This window comes from Paenibacillus sp. FSL R5-0470 (genome assembly GCF_037975205.1).
Lineage (GTDB): Bacteria > Bacillota > Bacilli > Paenibacillales > Paenibacillaceae > Paenibacillus_AQ.
The window spans coordinates 4,306,597-4,323,552 of sequence record NZ_CP150238.1 but is presented as its reverse complement, the minus strand read 5'-3'; the positions used below and the strand labels follow the sequence as shown (position 1 = coordinate 4,323,552).

Here is a 16,956-nt window from a genome sequence, read left to right as displayed (position 1 = left end):
AAACAGAGGGTTAGTGGAAAAGGGTGGAATTTTAAGATGCAAGAATTATATGAGCATTATAAAGGGCTGCTTTTCACGCTTGCCTACCAACTGACTGGATCGGTCTCCGATGCGGAGGACGCTGTGCAGGACGTATTCCTGAAGTTGTATGATGTAAAGCTGGATCGATTGGTTGAACCTAAAGCATATTTGTGCAAAATGGTAACTAATCGCTGTCGGGATTTATTCAATTCGGCGCGTAAGCGGCGAGAACAGTATTTCGGGCAATGGCTTCCTGAGCCCCTTCTTACTCCGAATGATGAATCGTTTGAATCGGTTGTTCAAGGCGAGCTGCTGTCTTATGCTATGCTCGTCTTGCTTGAAAGGCTGTCCCTTACGGAACGGGCAGTGTTCGTGCTTCGTGAGGCGCTCGGCTTTGAATATGCTAATATTGCTGAGCTCGTTGGCAAAAGCGAAGCGAATTGCCGCAAGCTGATCAGCCGTGCGAGAGGAAAAATGGGGATTACCCCCGATGAACCAGTCAATCCCGAAGCTGCAAGCGAAGAGTGGGTCCGTCGACTCCTAGCGGCTCTCGAACAGGGTAACGTGGATAGGGTTGTATCCATGCTCGCCAAAGATGTCGTGTTGGTCTCAGATGGAGGGGGTAAAGCCTTCGCCGCCGTCCATCCTATTGAATCGCGCGATCTCGTCGCTCGTTTCCTTCTCGGCTTAACTCGTAAGGCTCCTCATTACGAAGGAGGCGTGCATGTAGAAATGAGGGATATAAATGGCCAAACAGGATTCGTTGTCCGTTCAGGAGATGGCATCGTAACTGTTGCGCTAATGCATGTCGAGAGAAATTCGATTCGCAACTTATACTTTGTTAGGAACCCAGATAAGCTGAGGCATTTATTGAAATGAAAAGAGGATTTGAAAAAAATCGCCGTTAGAACAGTTATGGAGATGCGGGGAAGTGAGCACTCCGGTAACACTAACGGAGTTTATTACTAATAACAAGGAATTCAGGAGTGTAACAACACTACTAGGATCAGAATAAAGGAATACAGTGGATTAGCCAACAAATCACTTAAAGTGCTTGTTAGAAGTTAAGTTTAGTGGTAATCAAAGTGAGGGTTATGTTATGCCAAAAAATGATAATATGCTAAAAATTCTATGGATGTTGAATTCGGGAGAGAAATTGACTGCAAAGCAGATATCGGAAAAGTTAGAGATGAATATAAGAACAGTTTATCGGTATATTGATGCACTATGTGCCAGTGGTGTCCCTATCATATCCGACACAGGGCACAATGGCGGGTATAGCTTGCTGCACAATTTTATCAAATCTCCTCTGCTATTTAGTATTGATGAAAAAAAGACACTGCTTCATGCTGCCCTATTTGCAAAAGAAGCCGGATATCCTTTGAGTGAGGCATTAGAGAATGCAACATCTAAGTTGAAAATGTATTCGAATCAGGAGCAGGAAAGTATACTAAGCCATCATTTAGCCGGATTTGAAGTAATAAACCGCAAGGGATACCCCGCTGTTCAGCCGGTATTGCAGGAATTGGAGCACGCTGTAGCAAATGAATGGTCTGTAGAAATTTCTTATCGTAACAGTCATGAAGAGCAGTCCCCAAATAGGGTAATAGACCCCTATGGCGTGGTTAATTGGAACAATAAGTGGTACACAATTGCATTTTGCCACCTGCGGAATGAGATCCGCAGCTTTCGGGTAGAACGAATTCTGAACATCACACGCACGCCATTCTCATTTAGGCGTCCCAATGATTTTTCAGCGCGTACTTTTTTTATGAAAAATCTGTTACCAGATGTAGTAGGTAAATCCGAATTAATTTCTTTAATTATTGGTGGCAGGGCAGAGGCGTTGGATGATTTATGCATACATTGGTTTTTGGAGCATCATTTGCAGGAGCGGACATCAACGCAAGCAATTTTTTTACTTGAGGAAGAATCACTGTATACATATGTTCCGTATATAATTCTTCCCTATGGGAAATCCATTCAAGTTATAGAGCCACAGAATCTAAAGAATAAACTTGTGGCGGTTGCTTCAGAGTTAATGGAATATTATCAAGTTTAACAACTTCACTGACAGTAGATGTCAGTGAAGTTGTTTTATTATAATGATAACCACTCATTAAAGATGAATGGTTGCTATTACCTAATAAACTTTATGAGGAGCACTTAGAAATGAATAATACAGTATATCTTTATGTGTTTGATACCATGTCCGATTGGGAAATAGGTTATTTAACCGCCGAACTGCACTCTGGAAGACACTTCAGACAGGGGCTGGGTCCAGCAAAAATAGTCACCGTTGGGATAGAAAAGACTCCAGTAACTACAATGGGCGGATTGAAAATAATGCCTGACATTAAAGTGGATGAGTGCAGCATTAAAAGCGTAGATGCACTGATTTTACCTGGTGGAAATACATGGACAGAAGCTATTCACGTGCCCATATTAAAAATTGCCGAGATGTGTTTAAAGGAAGGGATAGTAGTTGGAGCAATTTGCGGTGCTACCTTAGGACTTGCTCAAGCAGGATTGTTAGATTCACGTTGGCACACAAGCAATGATTTGGCCTACCTTAAAATGATTTGCCAATCTTACACGGGCGAAGAATATTACAAAGTGGAATCTGCTGTCACCGATGGGAAATTGATCACCGCATCCGGAGTAGCTCCATTAGAATTTTCTGTTCATGTTTTAAAAGCGCTAGATGTATTTTCTCCAAAAACATTAGACGCTTGGTATCAACTTAATAAAACTCAGGAACCTAAATATTTCTACGAGTTAATGAATTCAATCCAATGACAGTATAGGGATATTAGGCATGTGGAGTGCTGTGTGTTGTTGATTCACTAATAATGTCTGAAGACCACATTTACCTATAAATAGAAGCCCAGGCGTGTTCAACGCTTGGGCTTTTGCAGTTTGGTCTAAGCCGCGCTATCATCCAATAATTCTCTAGGGGGTCATGATTTTTATTTGATCGGAATGTACAGATCTACTTTGGAATCAGGATGATCATATCCTAAATATCGTTGATCGTATAGCTCAAAATCCTCACGCTCGTCCATTTCCTCTTTCGTGTTAAGGAACCACGTTCCACAAATATAATGGAACGTTTGGGGAAGCGTGCGCAGTGTATCAGTGTGAGTGAATACGGCGTAACGCCCCTCTGGAATTACCTTTTGTACAAATTTTGCAGGAAGTCCTACAAATGAAGCCACTTCGATGCCAGCGACCTCCGTAAATAGCACCGTCTTTATATTCTGTTAAACCAAAGCCTTCGAGTTTACGAGTGTAAGCAATCTTATGTGCTGTATTTTCTGAAATAATATTGCCTAGCTTATACCCAATTTCATAGCTTGTTCCTTTCAAATCCAGTGTATGAACGGAAATCGTTAACATCCTGTTCCCTCCTTTTTTCTACAGTTTAAGGTGGAAAGGGAAGCAGTGCATGATATTTTGTGCTGTTTTTTTCGCTCATTACCAAAATAAGTTTTTTTACCGCATAACAGAAGTTAATGGAGGATATAACAAAGGTCCAATTTCGTAATTATTTCCGGCGTGAGTAGGAATTTAAAATCCGTCAGCTCATGTTATTTAGGTGATAGTCCATACTTTTAGAATAGTGGCGCATATTATATTTTAGGAAGTAAAAGGGAGGGATAATCAATGAGCTGTGGAGTTGGAGGCAGATTTACTTCTACTGGAGAAATTTTGGTTCTTTATATCTTATTGGTAATTATATTATCTGCTTGTTTCTTTGTATAATAGCAGGCTATCAGAAAGAACAATAGCCACTGTTCCAAGGCTATTGTTCTTTTTTTGCAAATGTTGATGGACATGCCAATCCTTTATTTCGTTCCAATAACGAGAATAAATCCGATGAATTCATGATAACGGTCCATTATACTGTTGTACTTACTGATCACTTCCCAAATCGTGTGGTCAAGAAAGGAATCAGTGTCCATTTGCTGATAATGGTCTGGATGCTCTGTAAGATCCTCACTTGATTTAGGGAACAAGAAGGGACCATCTATCTGTGAATGATAAAATCCCATAGTGTTTACTAATGCTGACCATTTATTAAAGTCCCATAGATTCTTTACATGATAAAATGTACTAATCATTTGATTAATTTCTGTAGACATAGGTTTATATTGAATCATTTCTCTGTCAAAAAGCTTGCCTCCAGTCCGCAGAACCCTATAATATTCCGAGAATGCCTTTTCTGTATCAGTGAAAATGGATACAGACTCAACAAGAATCACATCAAATGACTCGTTAGGAAAAGGAAGCGAACTTGCGTCACCTACTAAGAATTGAATTATAGATTTCTCTTTTTCAGCCCGTATTTTTGCTTTTGAGATCATATCTGGGTGAATATCTATACCTATTACATCATGCCCTTGTGCAGCTAAATAACAAGATGTTCTGCCAGTGCCACAACCAACTTCAAGGATTCGGGAAGCAGGTGGTAGCGGATATTGTTCAAACTGCTTTAAAGTTGCAGTAAACCCTCCAGGATGAGCATTTCCAACACCTAATTTAGCAAGCATATTCAAATATTCCATGAGTGTAAATTCCTTTCACTGCGGGTCTTATTTTATAATATGAAAAAAAAATAACTTTGTACCGCAGTGCTAAATATTAATGACTTAAGAACATACATAAAAAGAAAATGTAGGTTTATTTTTAAATTAAAATCCAGGTCGTCAAGCAATGTGCATAATTGCTTGACAATCTGGATTTTTTTGCTAAAAAGGATATGATTGTCCGTTCTTTTAGTAGTCTCCGATTACAAGTTGAGGTTTTATTTAATTTATTCAAGAACACTTGAAAATAATGTAAATGTAGAGTATTGTAAGTGATAAGTAGTAAGTAGTAAGTGGTAAGTAGTAAGTAAATTAAAACGCTCACCATACGGAATAAATATCATCCAGTAAATACGAATTTATGGATAGGGGTGGATGGTTATGATGGATTTAAAATTAGCACCGAGTTTTTCAGTGATCGCGCTTAATGCACAGAGAAGTCTTCATATGACTACTGTCAAGAAAGTGTCTTTACGCTGTATGGCAGCAGCGGTTATATTGGAGCTTTACTTTGAGGGATGTTTTACGCAATCAGAGAACAAGTTAACTTTGCCCAAGGAAGGATTGGATCAAGCTCATTCAACACTTTATAGAGAAACGGTTCTACAGCCCTTGCTTCATAAACATGCTGAAGTGAAGGGTGATCTTAATTGGTGGGTAAAAAAGGCCTCCATGCTGTCTAACAAGCAATTAAAAAAGTTCGAGACAGCGATTTCAGATGATCTTAAAGCAATGGATTTGCTTGAAGATATCCCAAGTCTGTTAGGGAGCGACATGTATTTTGATACTGCCGAAGTTGAAGTTAGAGCGTATCGCAGTAATATGGAGGCGTACTCAAGCATTACAGAGAACATTCGCGCAGAGATTTTGGAAGAGGGTTCAGTAACGGATGAGGTCATTTGTATGCTGTGGCTGCTTCGTGAATGTGGATGCATGCATGTTTTCTTCTCGCTAAATGAAATAGAAAAGGTAAATATCAAACTACATGATCTATACCAAAGTAATGTATGGGCAAAGGCATTGCTTCCAATACAAATTCGCCATGGAATTGAGCTGGGAATCAAACGCTTTTTAGAATTGAAGACAAAGTTTGCGAAGACTTTTATCGGTAGTAGCATCAATCTTTTATTCCCTGCCCTAGAGCCATCGCGAGCTGTCTTTATAGAAACAGAGTCTTGGTTTGATAATTCTAATCAAAGACTAGACGCAGTTATTACAAGATTATTATCCTATGGACATGAAGTTAAGGTGATGGAGAGAGGATCGATTGCGACCCTTAAAATTGATAATTTGTTATACGATGCGATCCCGCATTTTGTAATGATGAAAGTGCCAATCCAAGGTGTGCGTCTTGTTCCGAAGCGCCCGCTGTAAAGGAGTTGGTAATCAATGTCTAGACAACGCTCCATGGAGAATATTTTGGCTTCAGAGTATATATCTATAGGTGAATTGGTAAGAATCACAAACTCTCGTTATAGTACACTCAAACATTACACAGAAGAAGGCATGCTTCCCTTTGAACAGGCCGAGGAGAATTTAACACGAAGATATAAAAGAGAGAAAACCGTCGCACGCATTCTTTGGATCAAAGAGATGAAAACAAACGGTTTATCTATCCCGCAAATTAAAGAAGCTTTAGGAATGAATTAAACATCGGGATTCCCGATGTTTTTTGCTTTTTTAGTCAAAGAATTATAAACCCTCAGATAGCCGTGCCCCAATCATCTGAACAAATTGCTCAGCCGCAATAGACAGCTTTCGATCCCGTCGTACTGCAAAACCTATACTGCGAGGTAAAAGCGGATCTTCTAACTTCAACTCATGAAGCTTTTCACTATGAAGATCCTCTTGCACGAAAGAACGGCTGATAAAAGCTGCCCCATACCCTAATCTGGCGAACTCTGCTAGCAGTTCTATGCTCCCCAATTCAATATCTGGAATTACCGATAATCCCTTAGTCGCAAACCATTGTTCAACAAATACTCTAGTACTGCTTCCTTGAGAAAATAAGATTAAAGGCAGCTCTGACACTTCTCTCATGGTTAGTGAACGACTAGCTAATTCTTGATAGGCTTCACCTACTACAAAACAATCCTCTAACACAGCCAGCGTCTGTATATTTAGCAGTGGATCGTGAAGCGGCATATGGACAAAGGCGCAGTCGATCTCACCATCTTTTAAACGCTTAGTGATGTCTGGCGTCTTCCCATGAGAGAGACGAATTCGTATACCTGGGTATGTGCTATGAAAGGTATTCAACTGTGGCAACAAAAGGTGCTTGATCAGATAATCACTGGCTCCGATTCGTATTTCTCCCTCATTTAACTGCCTCAAGCTCTCCAGGTGCTTCTGTGCAGAATCCAGCATGGAAAAGGATTGCTCCACATATTCAAATAGCGCTCGTCCTTCTTCTGTAAGCTCTACACCTTTGGACAGCCTGTGAAACAGCTTCAGCCCTAAGGCTTCTTCCATTTGTTTAATGGCATAACTCACAGAAGGCTGTGTAATATGTAGTTCCCCTGCAGCTTTTGTTAAATTTCGATGACGTGCCGTTTGCCAGAAAATACGATACCACTCCAAGTTGAACATGTGGTATAGATCACCTCTATATCATTATAGTAAAAATCCGATTTCATTTATTTCATTTCATTCATTATAATCAGGCTAGAGGAATAATTCAAAGGGGTGGATGAAGTGGAATCCAATCAACCGGACTTAGAAGCACGTTCTCCATGGTCAACGAATAGCGATAAACACATAGTGAAGATTAGCCCAGCGAAAGCGGTAATCAATGGGACGATAACCATATCAGGAAGCAAAAGTCTGACGAATCGGGCCTTGGTAATCGCTGCTTTAGCTGATGGACGTTCAGAAATAAAGGGAATATTAAGAAGTGATGACTCTTACTGGTGTATTGAATCATTAAAGAAACTGGGGATTCCCGTTGTGATAGAAGAAGAGACAGCTGTTGTGGATGGATGTGGCGGCAACTGGCCGAATCCGACTGGTGAGCTATATGTAGGAGCGGCTGGTACGGTTGCGAGATTCTTACCCGCTGCACTCGCGGCAGGGACTGGCACTTGGACAATGAATGGAAGTAAACGGCTTTGTGAGAGACCACTCGCCCCATTACTCGACGCATTAACGACCTTGGGTGCACAATTTGAGTATAAACAAGCCGAGCGTTGTTTACCTTTTACATTAGAGGCAAAAGGTCTGCAAGGAGGAAAGGCAACGCTGCCCGGCTCCACTTCAAGTCAATTTATAAGTGGATTATTGCTAGCCGCACCGTATGCCAAAAAACCGGTAACCGTGTATATTGATGGAGAAGTTGTGCAAAGAGATTATGTCGAGATGACCCTTACCATGATGGCCTCCTTTGGTGTAACACCAGAAGCGTCTAAGGACGGTCAATCAATAACGGTTCCTACAGGAAAGTATCAGGGACAAGCGATCACTTTAGAGCCTGATGTATCCACATGCTGTTACTTCTGGGCGGTAGCTGCTCTTACGGCAGGACGTGTACGAATTGAAGGGATTAATGCTAGCGAGACAAGTCAACCTGATATCGAGTTTTTAGACGTTCTGGAGGTAATGGGCTGTACCGTTGTTCGTGGGGAGAACTTTGTTGAAGTACAAGGTGTCCCACGGCTTAAGGGTGGATTCACAGTGAGTATGAAGAAGTGGTCGGATCAAACACTAACAATGGCTGCTATGGCTATTTTTGCAGATGGTCCAATCACTCTAAAGGATGCTGCACATATCAGACATCATGAATGTGATCGGATAGCCGCGATATGCGAGGAAATAAGTAAGCTCGGAATACATGTGGAAGAGTTTGAGGATGGTCTAACGGTATATCCGGGTCAGCCACTCCCAGCTTTACTAAATTCTCATGACGATCACCGGATGGCTATGGCGCTTTCTTTAATCGGCTTGAAGATTGAGAATATTCAGATTATCGACCCTGGTTGTGTCTCCAAGACCTGTCCAGATTATTTTGACCGTTTGTCAGCGTTAGGCGTACAGGTCCAATACTAAATAAGGAGTGCATATATAATGGCAGGAAATACATTCGGTGAAGTGTTCAAAATTACAACCTTCGGTGAGTCACATGGTGTGTCGGTAGGGGTCATAGTGGATGGTGTAACACCAGGCGTCGAGATTAACGAAGCGTATATACAGAAACAGATGGATCGGAGAAAACCGGGCCAATCTTCAGTGACTACTCCTCGTAAAGAATATGATGTTGTCCACATACAATCTGGAGTATTTGAGGGGAAAACAACAGGTACACCGCTCTTTGTAGTTCTTCAAAACCACGATATGAGACCAGAAGCGTACAGCGAGATCCAGGACGCTTTTCGTCCGGGCCATGCCGATTTTACTTATTTAGAGAAATACGGCATTCGGGATCATCGCGGTAGCGGACGTGCTTCAGGTAGAGAAACTGCGGCAAGAGTGGCCGGAGGTGCGATAGCTCGTAAGTTGTTAGAGAGAAGAGGCGTACAGGTAGTAGCGTACACACAAGAAATCGGAGGCATAAGATGTGAATCCTTCGATGAGGGTGTGATTGAACAAAACGCTGTCCGTGCCTGTGATCCAATTGCAGCTGACAAAATGATTAAAAAAATTGAGGGGTTAGCCGAGATTGGGGATAGCTGTGGTGGCATTGTAGAATGCCGTATTAGTGGCGTGATTCCGGGTCTTGGAGAGCCTGTCTTTGATAAATTGGATGCAGAACTGGCGAAAGCTATGCTGTCCATTGGCGCTGTTAAAGGGATAGAATTTGGAGCTGGCTTCGAAGCAGCAACGATGCTGGGGAGTGAGCATAATGATGCGAGGAATAGCGATGGTTTTCTAACTAATCATTCCGGAGGAATCATCGGGGGGATTAGCACAGGACAAGAAATCGTATTTCGGATCAGTGTAAAGCCTACTTCGTCCATCTCTGTGCCACAGCAAACGACTAACATCAAAGGGGAAGAACAAGAGATACGCACTGAAGGTAGACATGATCCATGTATTTGTCCGAGAATCGTACCTGTCGTCGAGGCTATGGCTTGTTTAGTACTGGAGGATCAGTACAAACGACAAGCTGCTATGCTTGGATAATTCTAGAGCGGCATAATGGTGATGTTTGATTTTGACATGATTATTGAATTATTTTCCATTTAATGATATTTTTAAGATCGAATCATTGTCTCAGTCTACCCTGGAAGGAGCTGTACCATGGAACGATCAATTTTTATGAAAAGCATTGCTGCCCCTCTCGGCTTAATCCTGTTCTTGACCAGTATCGGTCTTGCCATTTCCTTTGCCTTCCCACAGCGGTCAAAAGCAGCGGTTGTTAAGTCTTCTGCTGCTTTTAGTTTGTTTGAGCAAAGAGTGAAGAAACCTTCATCTCTCAGTCTGGCCCAAGCCACCTTAGTCAATCGTATTGATGAGATGACGCCAGCAGAGGCTAATTTAGCCGTTTTACATTTGGAAAATGCCCTGAAAGCTTATCTACCTACAGCAATCAAACGAATGAATACGCCTGCTATTCAACAAGATATCAAAGATATTTATACTCCAGGCATGTCAATGGTGCTGGCTCGATCCAAGGTGAAGCAGTCCCAGACCCGTGTTGTTCTACAGGACTTGACTGCCATGAACTATAAGCTTGAATTGGGTGGCGGACGCTTTTATCCAATCATTCAATACAAAAGCTTCAAAGTGTTCAAACCTTACGTCTCCAAAGATTTGCAAGCCTATATCGAGCTGATGGCTACTGAGTCTGAGCAACCCTCTGCTGTGAACGGAACTTTGCTGATCAACTGGTACAAGGTCATAGAACGGGCTATGGCATATGAAGATTTTTTGTCAACCTATAAGTCTTCCAACCGTACAATAGCTATTAAGGAAGCCTATAACGTAGCCAAAGAATATGTGTTTAACGGTGCCCAAAACTCTCCGCTCTTTGATAAGATAACGCAAGTGATGAGTGAAGAAGCGGCAATTGCATACGAGAATACATTGTCAGAAGCGGGGCCAGAGCAGATTGAAGCCAGCCCACTACTGATCCAGCTTGAAGAATTTTTGATGCTACTGGAGAAGAACGGGGATAAGAAGACGCAGGCTGTTAAGGATTTTCTGAAATCGATTTAAGCTATAAAAATTTCAAAATAATAACTCTTGGAAGGCACTAACGTCCTGTTAGTGTTTTTTTTGCGAAAGGAGAACCTATGAACCGAATACTAGTCATTGGATCTGCTGGATCGGGCAAATCTACCTTGTCTCGCAAACTACATTACATACTTGATCTCCCTGTTGTACATTTGGATACCTATTACTGGAATGCCGACTGGGTTCCTAAACCAAATGAAGAGTGGAATAATATTGTCGAACAATTTATCAATGAAGAGCATTGGATCATGGATGGTAACTATTCAAGAACGATGGATATCCGAATTATCAAAGCCGATTTAATAATTTTCTTAGATATGCCTAGACTTCTATGCATCTACCGAATTATCAAACGACGAATTATATATCACAAGAAATCCAGACCGGATATGAATCAAGAATGCCCAGAAAAATTAGATTGGGATTTTGTGAAATGGGTTTGGAATTATAGAAAAAAAGGTCGAGTGAACACTATAAAGAAACTTGAGCAGATTAAAGGACGTAAAGAGGTTGTTATTCTGAGAACGAGGAAAGAGATGGATGAGTTTATAGGGAAGGTGGAGAAGGAAGGGGCTGGTCTGGGATGACTTGCAAACTGTTAGTTCAATCTGTAAATAAGTCATTAGAAATTGTTGATTTGTACTTTGTACAAGGATGGTGTAGATACTTTCACAACGGGTCATCCTGCGGAAAGGAAGATTAACAATCCACAAATATGGGATGATCAAGAATGGGTTGATGATGTTTTTGAAAAGCTTGAACAATATGAAACAGAACTCTCCGTCAAGTAGACAGTAGAAGAATAGAGATCAAAGCGGCAACTTGCTTTCGGTATTCAGCGGTAGCAATTAAAGCAGCGATGTGCTAAGGTTTTAATTCTCAGCCCTAGCACCGCTGCTTCATTTTTAGAGCATCTAATCCAATTCTGCTATCATCTCAAGGCTTTACCCAGGATCCCTTCAGATCCATTTCTCGAATACATTCAGCCGAGTCATTCCTGTTGTTACTAATCATTGGTGTGACCGGGTACACCTGCATTTCATCTGCTGAATAAGGCCGCAGAATCGGATTCAGTGCTTCCAGATCATTTGTCTCCTCATCAAGCCATCGAGTGATATCCTGTGGGGATAAAATCGCCGGCATCCGGCTCTCAAATTCGCTAATCAGTGGATTGGCATCTGTCATGACCAGAGAGCAGGTGCGAAGAGGCTCCCCGCGCGTATCCCGCCAAATTTCGTATAGACCAGCCACTCCGAACATACTGCGATTATTCATGACTACCCGAACTGGATAAGTCTTTTTGCCTTCTTTTTTCCAATAGTAAAATCCATTACAAGGGATAATACAGCGCTGCTTGTCCACCATCTTGCGATAGGTTGGATTCTGATGCACATTTCGGAGATCCGCATTGATCGCATCTTTACCCCAATAAGGAATGAAGCCCCAGCGGAACTCATCCAGAATTCGCTCACCATCCTGCTGTAATACGACAGGCATATCCTGTGTGGGACTAATATTATAGCGGTCTTTATAGTAGTACATCACCCGTTTGATTTCAAAATGATCCCTAATGTCTTGTAGTTCGGCCGCCAGAGAAAAACGTTGACACATGAAACATCAGCCTCCTTTTGTTTCGTAGTGTTTGTAAAAGGAGGTAAATTATTCATGATTTCCATGGTCCTATTTTAGCAATCACTCCGTTTCTTTATAGCTTAACCTAGCTCCTTGGAAGCTTCCCTCCATATTGCGCCCTTAGCTGCTGCAATTTGTCCAGCTTACTCAGACTACTCTCCCTGTTTACTAAGCCTACCCCAAGAATCAGATTCTCGATAATATACGTGGGACCGACCATGGAGTGAAACTCCCAAACCTCACCTCTTCCGGCATACAGTACAATGTCTGCATCTTGGGATCGAGGATACACGAGTCTATCGGTGATCAGGATGACCTGGTAATTAGCTTCACGTGCATGGTCCAGAATCACTTCGATTTCAGGTAACAGTTGAACGAATCCAAAGACAAGCAATACATCTTTTTGATCAGCATGCATTAAGGTCTCTAGCAGTTCGTGACCGCTGGGGGCCATTTTTTTCATCTGTATTCCAAAACGTGCCATACGATAGATCATCAGCTCTGCCAGTCCAGCACATGGACCAGGGCTATATACATACACAATTCGTGCTGTCGACAGATTATCCACTGCGCGCTGCAGCGCCTCGTCGCTTAAATAGCGGCGTGTTTCTTGCAGATGATGTAAGCAATTGTCCAGCAGCACATGAGGGAGTGAACTATCATCCGATCTTTGCATGGCATCACGCATTTTTATGGAAGGTGTAGACTCGAAGCGGAAACGGAGTCGGCTCTTGAAATCCTTGGCATGCTTGTATCCAGCCGCTTTCCAGAACCGTGAGACGGAGGCGATACTTAATTGAAGCTCATCTGCCATTTCCTGTTCGGTCATGTAGACCACACGTTGCTCATTTTTTTGAATGAAGTCAGCAATAATTCGTTGATTTGGTGAGAAAGCGCGACGATTCCAATCCTTATACAATCTCTCATTCCTCCTAATATGAAGCAATAAATAGAATATAACGTGCGAAGATGTTGTAAATATTTTTACAACGTTAAAAATACTGAAAAAAATATTACTCCCATTTAACAATTGGTAAAAGTTGTGCTGACATGGCCTTCTTATAATAAAGATAAATTCCTGTAGGGAGGCCAAATATTCATGAGTACGATAAAAACACGCTACACGCTGACCCAGTCACAAAAAATGATGATTTTTGTACTGTCGATGTCGCTTTATGGCTTGTCCAATATGTTTACGGAGCTTGTGCCTGGGATCAAACTAGGCCCCATTGAATTATCGATTGAATATTTCGCTTTCATTCCTTTGACCTTATGTATGCTGTTCCATCCATTGTATGCGGCTATTGGGGCAGCTGTAGGTGAAGTGATCTTCGGGGAACTAATGTTAGGTCAATTTGGTGGGCTGGGCGAATTGGAGAAATTCATCACTTTCTCATTGGCGATGTATACTGCTGGCCGTATGGTATCTGATCCGAAGAATCGTAGACAGGTTGGAGTGGCGGCGATTACTGGCGTAGCAATTCACCAGTTCTTCAGCTCTGTTGTGGATATAGTGAAAGTATGGGTGGGTGTAGAAGAACTTGAAGCTGTTAAAGGTCTGGCAGAGAGTATCGTTGTAATCGAGGGAGTTGGCTTTTTGAACGATGTACTCTTCTCCGGTATCTTGTTCGCCTTAATTCCAACTATGTATCTGGTTCCACGTTTATATGGAAAAATCGAACCTTTGCTTGGTATGAAGCCGCGTGAACGGAACATGAAATATGCAACAGGGGCTTGGTTATCTCCTAAGCTCGTTATTTTTGGAACGATTATGGTCATGGTTGCGCTTGGATCGGAATTGCTCTCGGAATCCGGATGGAACTTTGGTGACTTTGAGTTTGCATGGGCAGAGTCCAATGAAGAGAGCTTAATCTGGCTGAGTATGCTTGTAGCGGCAATTGTTGCAGCAACAGCGATTATATCCCTGATTCGGCGTTCAGCACGTAAAAGACAGGAAGCGGGTCAAGTAGATGCGTAATTCAATACTCGAACTGAACGGAGTTACCTTTACTTATCCAGGAGCCGAACAACCTGTACTGCAAGAAGTATCCTTGCGGCTAGAAGAAGGAGATTTCATTGCCATTATAGGAAGTAATGGTTCGGGAAAATCCACGCTGTGTAAATGCTTTAATGGCCTGATTCCTCATTATTACACAGGGGACTTTACTGGAGAGGCGACGATCTGTGGACAACCGGCGGATGGGAAAAGTGTAGCGGAGCTTTCCAAGCATATAGGGTATGTTTATCAGGATTTTGAGAATCAATTGGTGCGTCCGACGGTTCTTGATGATGTGTCGTTTACACCACTCAATTATGGATTTGCCGATTACAAGGAGCGGGGAGAGCGAGCACTGGCACTAACCGGACTTAGCGATTTAAGAAATGAATTCATCTGGCAATTGAGTGGCGGGCAAAAACATTTGCTCGCTTTAGCCGGAGCACTAGCGATGGATCCGGAAATTCTGGTCATTGATGAACCGGTAGCTCAGCTGGATCCGCAGCATGCCCGCCATATCTATGATATTTTGCGCCGTTTGAATGAGGAGCATGGGAAGACCATTGTAGTGATCGAACATCATGCGGAATTTATTGCAGACTATTGTAAGCATGTTGTCCTGATGGATAAGGGGAGAATGTGCTGGCAGAAGCCGGTGCGTGAAGCTTTGTCATCTGTAAAAGAACTGCTGGAGCTGGGCATTTATCCCCCGGATGTGACTCGGGCAGCTTGGCTGTTGCAATCTGATGCGCCACTAACCCAATTACTTCCCTTGAGTGCTGAAGAAGGGAACGCCCATATGATATTGCGGCAGGATACGATCCAAAGAAATGATCCATCTGACTATATGAAGGAGCAGTCTCTTACTGTAATTCGGGAAGAGAAGAGTGTCGTTCAGATGGAGAATGTACACCTCTCATACCGTACGATTCATAAGACGATGCATCCTGTCTTGAATGGTGTTCAGCTAGATCTGCGGCAGGGTGAGTCTATCGCTCTTATTGGCAACAACGGAGCGGGCAAATCTTCATTAATGAAGCTTATCGCTGGAATTGTCAGACCTACAGCTGGAACCGTAAATGTGAAAGGGATGACCGTGAACGGTCTGCCACCCGAGCGTCTCTCCAGTACCGTAGCATACGTATTTCAGAACCCAGAGGAAATGTTTATTGAGGATTCTGTACGCAAAGAAATTGCTTATTATTTAAAGGCACGGAAGCTAGCAGACACAGAAGAGAGAGTAGCAGAAATGCTAAAAGCTTTCCGGCTCAATGAATTAGCAGAACGTGACGCTCGACTTCTGAGTGGAGGTCAGCAGCGCCGAGTATCGCTAGCCATTGGTGCCGCTGTTCGTCCTGCCGTCATGCTGCTCGATGAACCAACGGCGAATCTGGATATTTCGACCAAACAGGAAATGGTTCATGTGCTGGATACACTTCGCAGTCATGTTGAGACAGTGGTGATCGCGACACATGATATGCAGCTTGTGTCTGAATGGGCGACTAGGATTATCGTTATGCATCAAGGCAGGATTATTGCTGACGGAACGAAAGATGAAATCTTCGCTGACGGACTTCTATTACGGAGGGCGGGTCTGGCTCAGACACAATTGATGGAGCTGAGTCGTATGCTCGGTTTGCCCAAAATTTGCAGCAGCTTAGAGGAATTCGTAAGTCTAGTGGAAGTGAAAAAGGAGGTAACTGCAATCCATGGAAGCCGTTAAACGGGCACTTGACCGTATATCTGTAGAACAAATTAAACTGGAACTCTTAGGGACTGCTTATAACAGCAGCAGTACTTTTCTGGGGAGGCTCGACCCGCGAACGCTGCTACTTTGGTATTTGTTCTTTGCCATTGTGCCTTGGTTTGTACATAACCGTACAGTTCTATTCGGGATGTTCGTGCTTATGGTCTTAACGACTGTCCTCTCCCGAGTCAGCCCATATATTATTTTTATATTGTGTCTGGGATTAATCAGCCAAATTGGGTGGATGTTCATCCTGTCTCTCTTTTTCGGCGGAGGAATTGAATCGTTGCTGCCTATGTTGACGCTGACACTTAAGCTCTCAGTGATATCACTAGCGAGTATTACGGTGTTCTCCAGTCTCGATCCGGAAAGACTTAGCGACGGCCTACTATCCTTAGGGATTCCTGATACATTTGCTTTCAGCTTATCTTATGGTTATCGTATTTTGCCTACGTTATTGGAGGAATTCCATCAGATTTTGTTATCCTTCAGACTGAGAGGACAAAGACCGCTGCAACATGGTTTGTTGTATTGGAGAACAGCAACGTATTATTTGCGCATTGTGATCATGGCTTTTTATCCACTCATGCTAAACACCGCTAAACGTTCCCGGACCACGATCGAGGCGCTTGAGACTAGGGGATTTAGCTACGGTCTGAATAATAAGAAAGTGAAGAAGATCAAGTTATCTTATTTGAAAATGAAGCGGTCCGACTGGTACTTTTTATCCGGATCCACCGTTTATGTTATTTTGCTTTTCTGGATCGGCTACCTCTACCCTAAACTGGTATATTAACATCACT

At 42.6% G+C, this 16,956-nt stretch carries 18 protein-coding genes; 13 read left to right on the top strand and 5 right to left on the bottom strand.

Annotated features, from left to right (window positions below):
• Positions 1-36 precede the first annotated feature (36 nt).
• From sigJ to MKY99_RS19140, 3 genes are all read left to right on the top strand, one after another.
• The gene (sigJ, locus tag MKY99_RS19150; RefSeq protein ID WP_339265724.1) at positions 37-900 is read left to right on the top strand and encodes an RNA polymerase sigma factor SigJ; all 864 of its coding nucleotides are present in this window, start codon (positions 37-39) and stop codon (positions 898-900) included.
• Positions 901-1,120: 220 nt separating this feature from the next.
• Positions 1,121-2,083, top strand: a complete 963-nt coding sequence (locus MKY99_RS19145) for a YafY family protein (protein ID WP_339265722.1) — start codon at positions 1,121-1,123, stop codon at positions 2,081-2,083.
• 110 nt (positions 2,084-2,193) lie between these two features.
• Entirely contained in the window at positions 2,194-2,820 is a 627-nt protein-coding gene (locus MKY99_RS19140) for a type 1 glutamine amidotransferase family protein (protein WP_339265720.1), read from the top strand.
• Between the two features lie 170 nt (positions 2,821-2,990).
• On the opposite strand, the gene MKY99_RS19135 is transcribed toward MKY99_RS19140, so the two are convergent.
• A complete protein-coding gene (locus tag MKY99_RS19135; RefSeq protein ID WP_339265718.1) occupies positions 2,991-3,269 on the bottom strand; it encodes an effector binding domain-containing protein in 279 nt (92 codons plus the stop codon).
• Between the two features lie 418 nt (positions 3,270-3,687).
• Between MKY99_RS19135 and MKY99_RS19130 the strand changes: the two genes are divergently transcribed.
• The gene (locus MKY99_RS19130) at positions 3,688-3,786 is read left to right on the top strand and encodes a sporulation protein YjcZ (protein WP_139328621.1); all 99 of its coding nucleotides are present in this window, start codon (positions 3,688-3,690) and stop codon (positions 3,784-3,786) included.
• A gap of 83 nt (positions 3,787-3,869) precedes the next feature.
• Here the strand turns inward: MKY99_RS19130 and MKY99_RS19125 are convergent, their stop codons facing one another.
• Positions 3,870-4,574 (bottom strand): class I SAM-dependent methyltransferase, encoded by a 705-nt coding sequence (locus tag MKY99_RS19125; protein ID WP_339265714.1) that lies wholly within the window; start codon positions 4,572-4,574, stop codon positions 3,870-3,872.
• A gap of 417 nt (positions 4,575-4,991) precedes the next feature.
• On the opposite strand from MKY99_RS19125, the gene MKY99_RS19120 reads away from it, so the two are divergent.
• On the top strand, positions 4,992-5,984 hold the full coding sequence (locus MKY99_RS19120; protein WP_339265712.1) for a hypothetical protein: 993 nt from the start codon (positions 4,992-4,994) through the stop codon (positions 5,982-5,984).
• Between the two features lie 15 nt (positions 5,985-5,999).
• Positions 6,000-6,260 carry a helix-turn-helix domain-containing protein gene (locus tag MKY99_RS19115; protein ID WP_339265710.1) on the top strand — a complete coding sequence of 87 codons (261 nt, stop codon included), beginning with the start codon at positions 6,000-6,002 and terminating at the stop codon, positions 6,258-6,260.
• 42 nt (positions 6,261-6,302) lie between these two features.
• On the opposite strand, the gene MKY99_RS19110 is transcribed toward MKY99_RS19115, so the two are convergent.
• On the bottom strand, positions 6,303-7,199 hold the full coding sequence (locus MKY99_RS19110) for a LysR family transcriptional regulator (protein ID WP_339265708.1): 897 nt from the start codon (positions 7,197-7,199) through the stop codon (positions 6,303-6,305).
• Positions 7,200-7,304: 105 nt separating this feature from the next.
• Here MKY99_RS19110 and aroA point away from each other — a divergent pair, with 105 nt between their 5' ends.
• The 4 genes from aroA to MKY99_RS19090 all read left to right on the top strand — a co-directional run bounded on the left by aroA (position 7,305) and on the right by MKY99_RS19090 (position 11,365).
• A complete protein-coding gene (gene aroA, locus MKY99_RS19105) occupies positions 7,305-8,651 on the top strand; it encodes a 3-phosphoshikimate 1-carboxyvinyltransferase (protein ID WP_339265706.1) in 1,347 nt (448 codons plus the stop codon).
• Positions 8,652-8,669: 18 nt separating this feature from the next.
• Positions 8,670-9,725, top strand: coding sequence for a chorismate synthase (gene aroC / locus MKY99_RS19100; protein ID WP_339265705.1), 1,056 nt, complete (start codon positions 8,670-8,672; stop codon positions 9,723-9,725).
• A gap of 117 nt (positions 9,726-9,842) precedes the next feature.
• Positions 9,843-10,760 carry a hypothetical protein gene (locus MKY99_RS19095; protein ID WP_339265703.1) on the top strand — a complete coding sequence of 306 codons (918 nt, stop codon included), beginning with the start codon at positions 9,843-9,845 and terminating at the stop codon, positions 10,758-10,760.
• Positions 10,761-10,837: 77 nt separating this feature from the next.
• The gene (locus tag MKY99_RS19090) at positions 10,838-11,365 is read left to right on the top strand and encodes a DNA topology modulation protein (RefSeq protein ID WP_339265701.1); all 528 of its coding nucleotides are present in this window, start codon (positions 10,838-10,840) and stop codon (positions 11,363-11,365) included.
• Between the two features lie 349 nt (positions 11,366-11,714).
• Here the strand turns inward: MKY99_RS19090 and MKY99_RS19085 are convergent, their stop codons facing one another.
• Positions 11,715-12,389: an SOS response-associated peptidase gene (locus MKY99_RS19085; RefSeq protein ID WP_339265699.1), complete on the bottom strand. Its 675-nt coding sequence runs from the start codon at positions 12,387-12,389 to the stop codon at positions 11,715-11,717.
• A gap of 106 nt (positions 12,390-12,495) precedes the next feature.
• Positions 12,496-13,329, bottom strand: coding sequence for a MurR/RpiR family transcriptional regulator (locus tag MKY99_RS19080; protein WP_339265697.1), 834 nt, complete (start codon positions 13,327-13,329; stop codon positions 12,496-12,498).
• 180 nt (positions 13,330-13,509) lie between these two features.
• Between MKY99_RS19080 and MKY99_RS19075 the strand changes: the two genes are divergently transcribed.
• The 3 genes from MKY99_RS19075 to MKY99_RS19065 are packed head-to-tail and all read left to right on the top strand — an operon-like array spanning position 13,510 to position 16,949.
• Positions 13,510-14,388 (top strand): hypothetical protein, encoded by an 879-nt coding sequence (locus tag MKY99_RS19075; protein ID WP_042189507.1) that lies wholly within the window; start codon positions 13,510-13,512, stop codon positions 14,386-14,388.
• Positions 14,381-16,129, top strand: a complete 1,749-nt coding sequence (locus tag MKY99_RS19070) for an energy-coupling factor transporter ATPase (protein WP_339265693.1) — start codon at positions 14,381-14,383, stop codon at positions 16,127-16,129. Before MKY99_RS19075 ends, MKY99_RS19070 begins: the two co-directional genes overlap by 8 nt.
• The gene (locus MKY99_RS19065) at positions 16,116-16,949 is read left to right on the top strand and encodes an energy-coupling factor transporter transmembrane component T (protein ID WP_339265691.1); all 834 of its coding nucleotides are present in this window, start codon (positions 16,116-16,118) and stop codon (positions 16,947-16,949) included. Before MKY99_RS19070 ends, MKY99_RS19065 begins: the two co-directional genes overlap by 14 nt.
• The last annotated feature ends 7 nt before the right edge of the window (positions 16,950-16,956 follow it).

What these genes read in the sequence shown, in the direction of transcription:
- sigJ (WP_339265724.1), top strand. Translation starts at nt 37, where the DNA reads ATGCAAGAATTATATGAGCATTATAAAGGGCTGCTTTTCACGCTTGCC.
- MKY99_RS19145 (WP_339265722.1), top strand. Translation starts at nt 1,121, where the DNA reads ATGCCAAAAAATGATAATATGCTAAAAATTCTATGGATGTTGAATTCG.
- MKY99_RS19140 (WP_339265720.1), top strand. Translation starts at nt 2,194, where the DNA reads ATGAATAATACAGTATATCTTTATGTGTTTGATACCATGTCCGATTGG.
- MKY99_RS19130 (WP_139328621.1), top strand. Translation starts at nt 3,688, where the DNA reads ATGAGCTGTGGAGTTGGAGGCAGATTTACTTCTACTGGAGAAATTTTG.
- MKY99_RS19125 (WP_339265714.1), bottom strand. Translation starts at nt 4,574, where the DNA reads ATGCTTGCTAAATTAGGTGTTGGAAATGCTCATCCTGGAGGGTTTACT.
- MKY99_RS19120 (WP_339265712.1), top strand. Translation starts at nt 4,992, where the DNA reads ATGATGGATTTAAAATTAGCACCGAGTTTTTCAGTGATCGCGCTTAAT.
- MKY99_RS19115 (WP_339265710.1), top strand. Translation starts at nt 6,000, where the DNA reads ATGTCTAGACAACGCTCCATGGAGAATATTTTGGCTTCAGAGTATATA.
- MKY99_RS19110 (WP_339265708.1), bottom strand. Translation starts at nt 7,199, where the DNA reads ATGTTCAACTTGGAGTGGTATCGTATTTTCTGGCAAACGGCACGTCAT.
- aroC (WP_339265705.1), top strand. Translation starts at nt 8,670, where the DNA reads ATGGCAGGAAATACATTCGGTGAAGTGTTCAAAATTACAACCTTCGGT.
- MKY99_RS19095 (WP_339265703.1), top strand. Translation starts at nt 9,843, where the DNA reads ATGGAACGATCAATTTTTATGAAAAGCATTGCTGCCCCTCTCGGCTTA.
- MKY99_RS19090 (WP_339265701.1), top strand. Translation starts at nt 10,838, where the DNA reads ATGAACCGAATACTAGTCATTGGATCTGCTGGATCGGGCAAATCTACC.
- MKY99_RS19085 (WP_339265699.1), bottom strand. Translation starts at nt 12,389, where the DNA reads ATGTGTCAACGTTTTTCTCTGGCGGCCGAACTACAAGACATTAGGGAT.
- MKY99_RS19075 (WP_042189507.1), top strand. Translation starts at nt 13,510, where the DNA reads ATGAGTACGATAAAAACACGCTACACGCTGACCCAGTCACAAAAAATG.
- MKY99_RS19070 (WP_339265693.1), top strand. Translation starts at nt 14,381, where the DNA reads ATGCGTAATTCAATACTCGAACTGAACGGAGTTACCTTTACTTATCCA.
- MKY99_RS19065 (WP_339265691.1), top strand. Translation starts at nt 16,116, where the DNA reads ATGGAAGCCGTTAAACGGGCACTTGACCGTATATCTGTAGAACAAATT.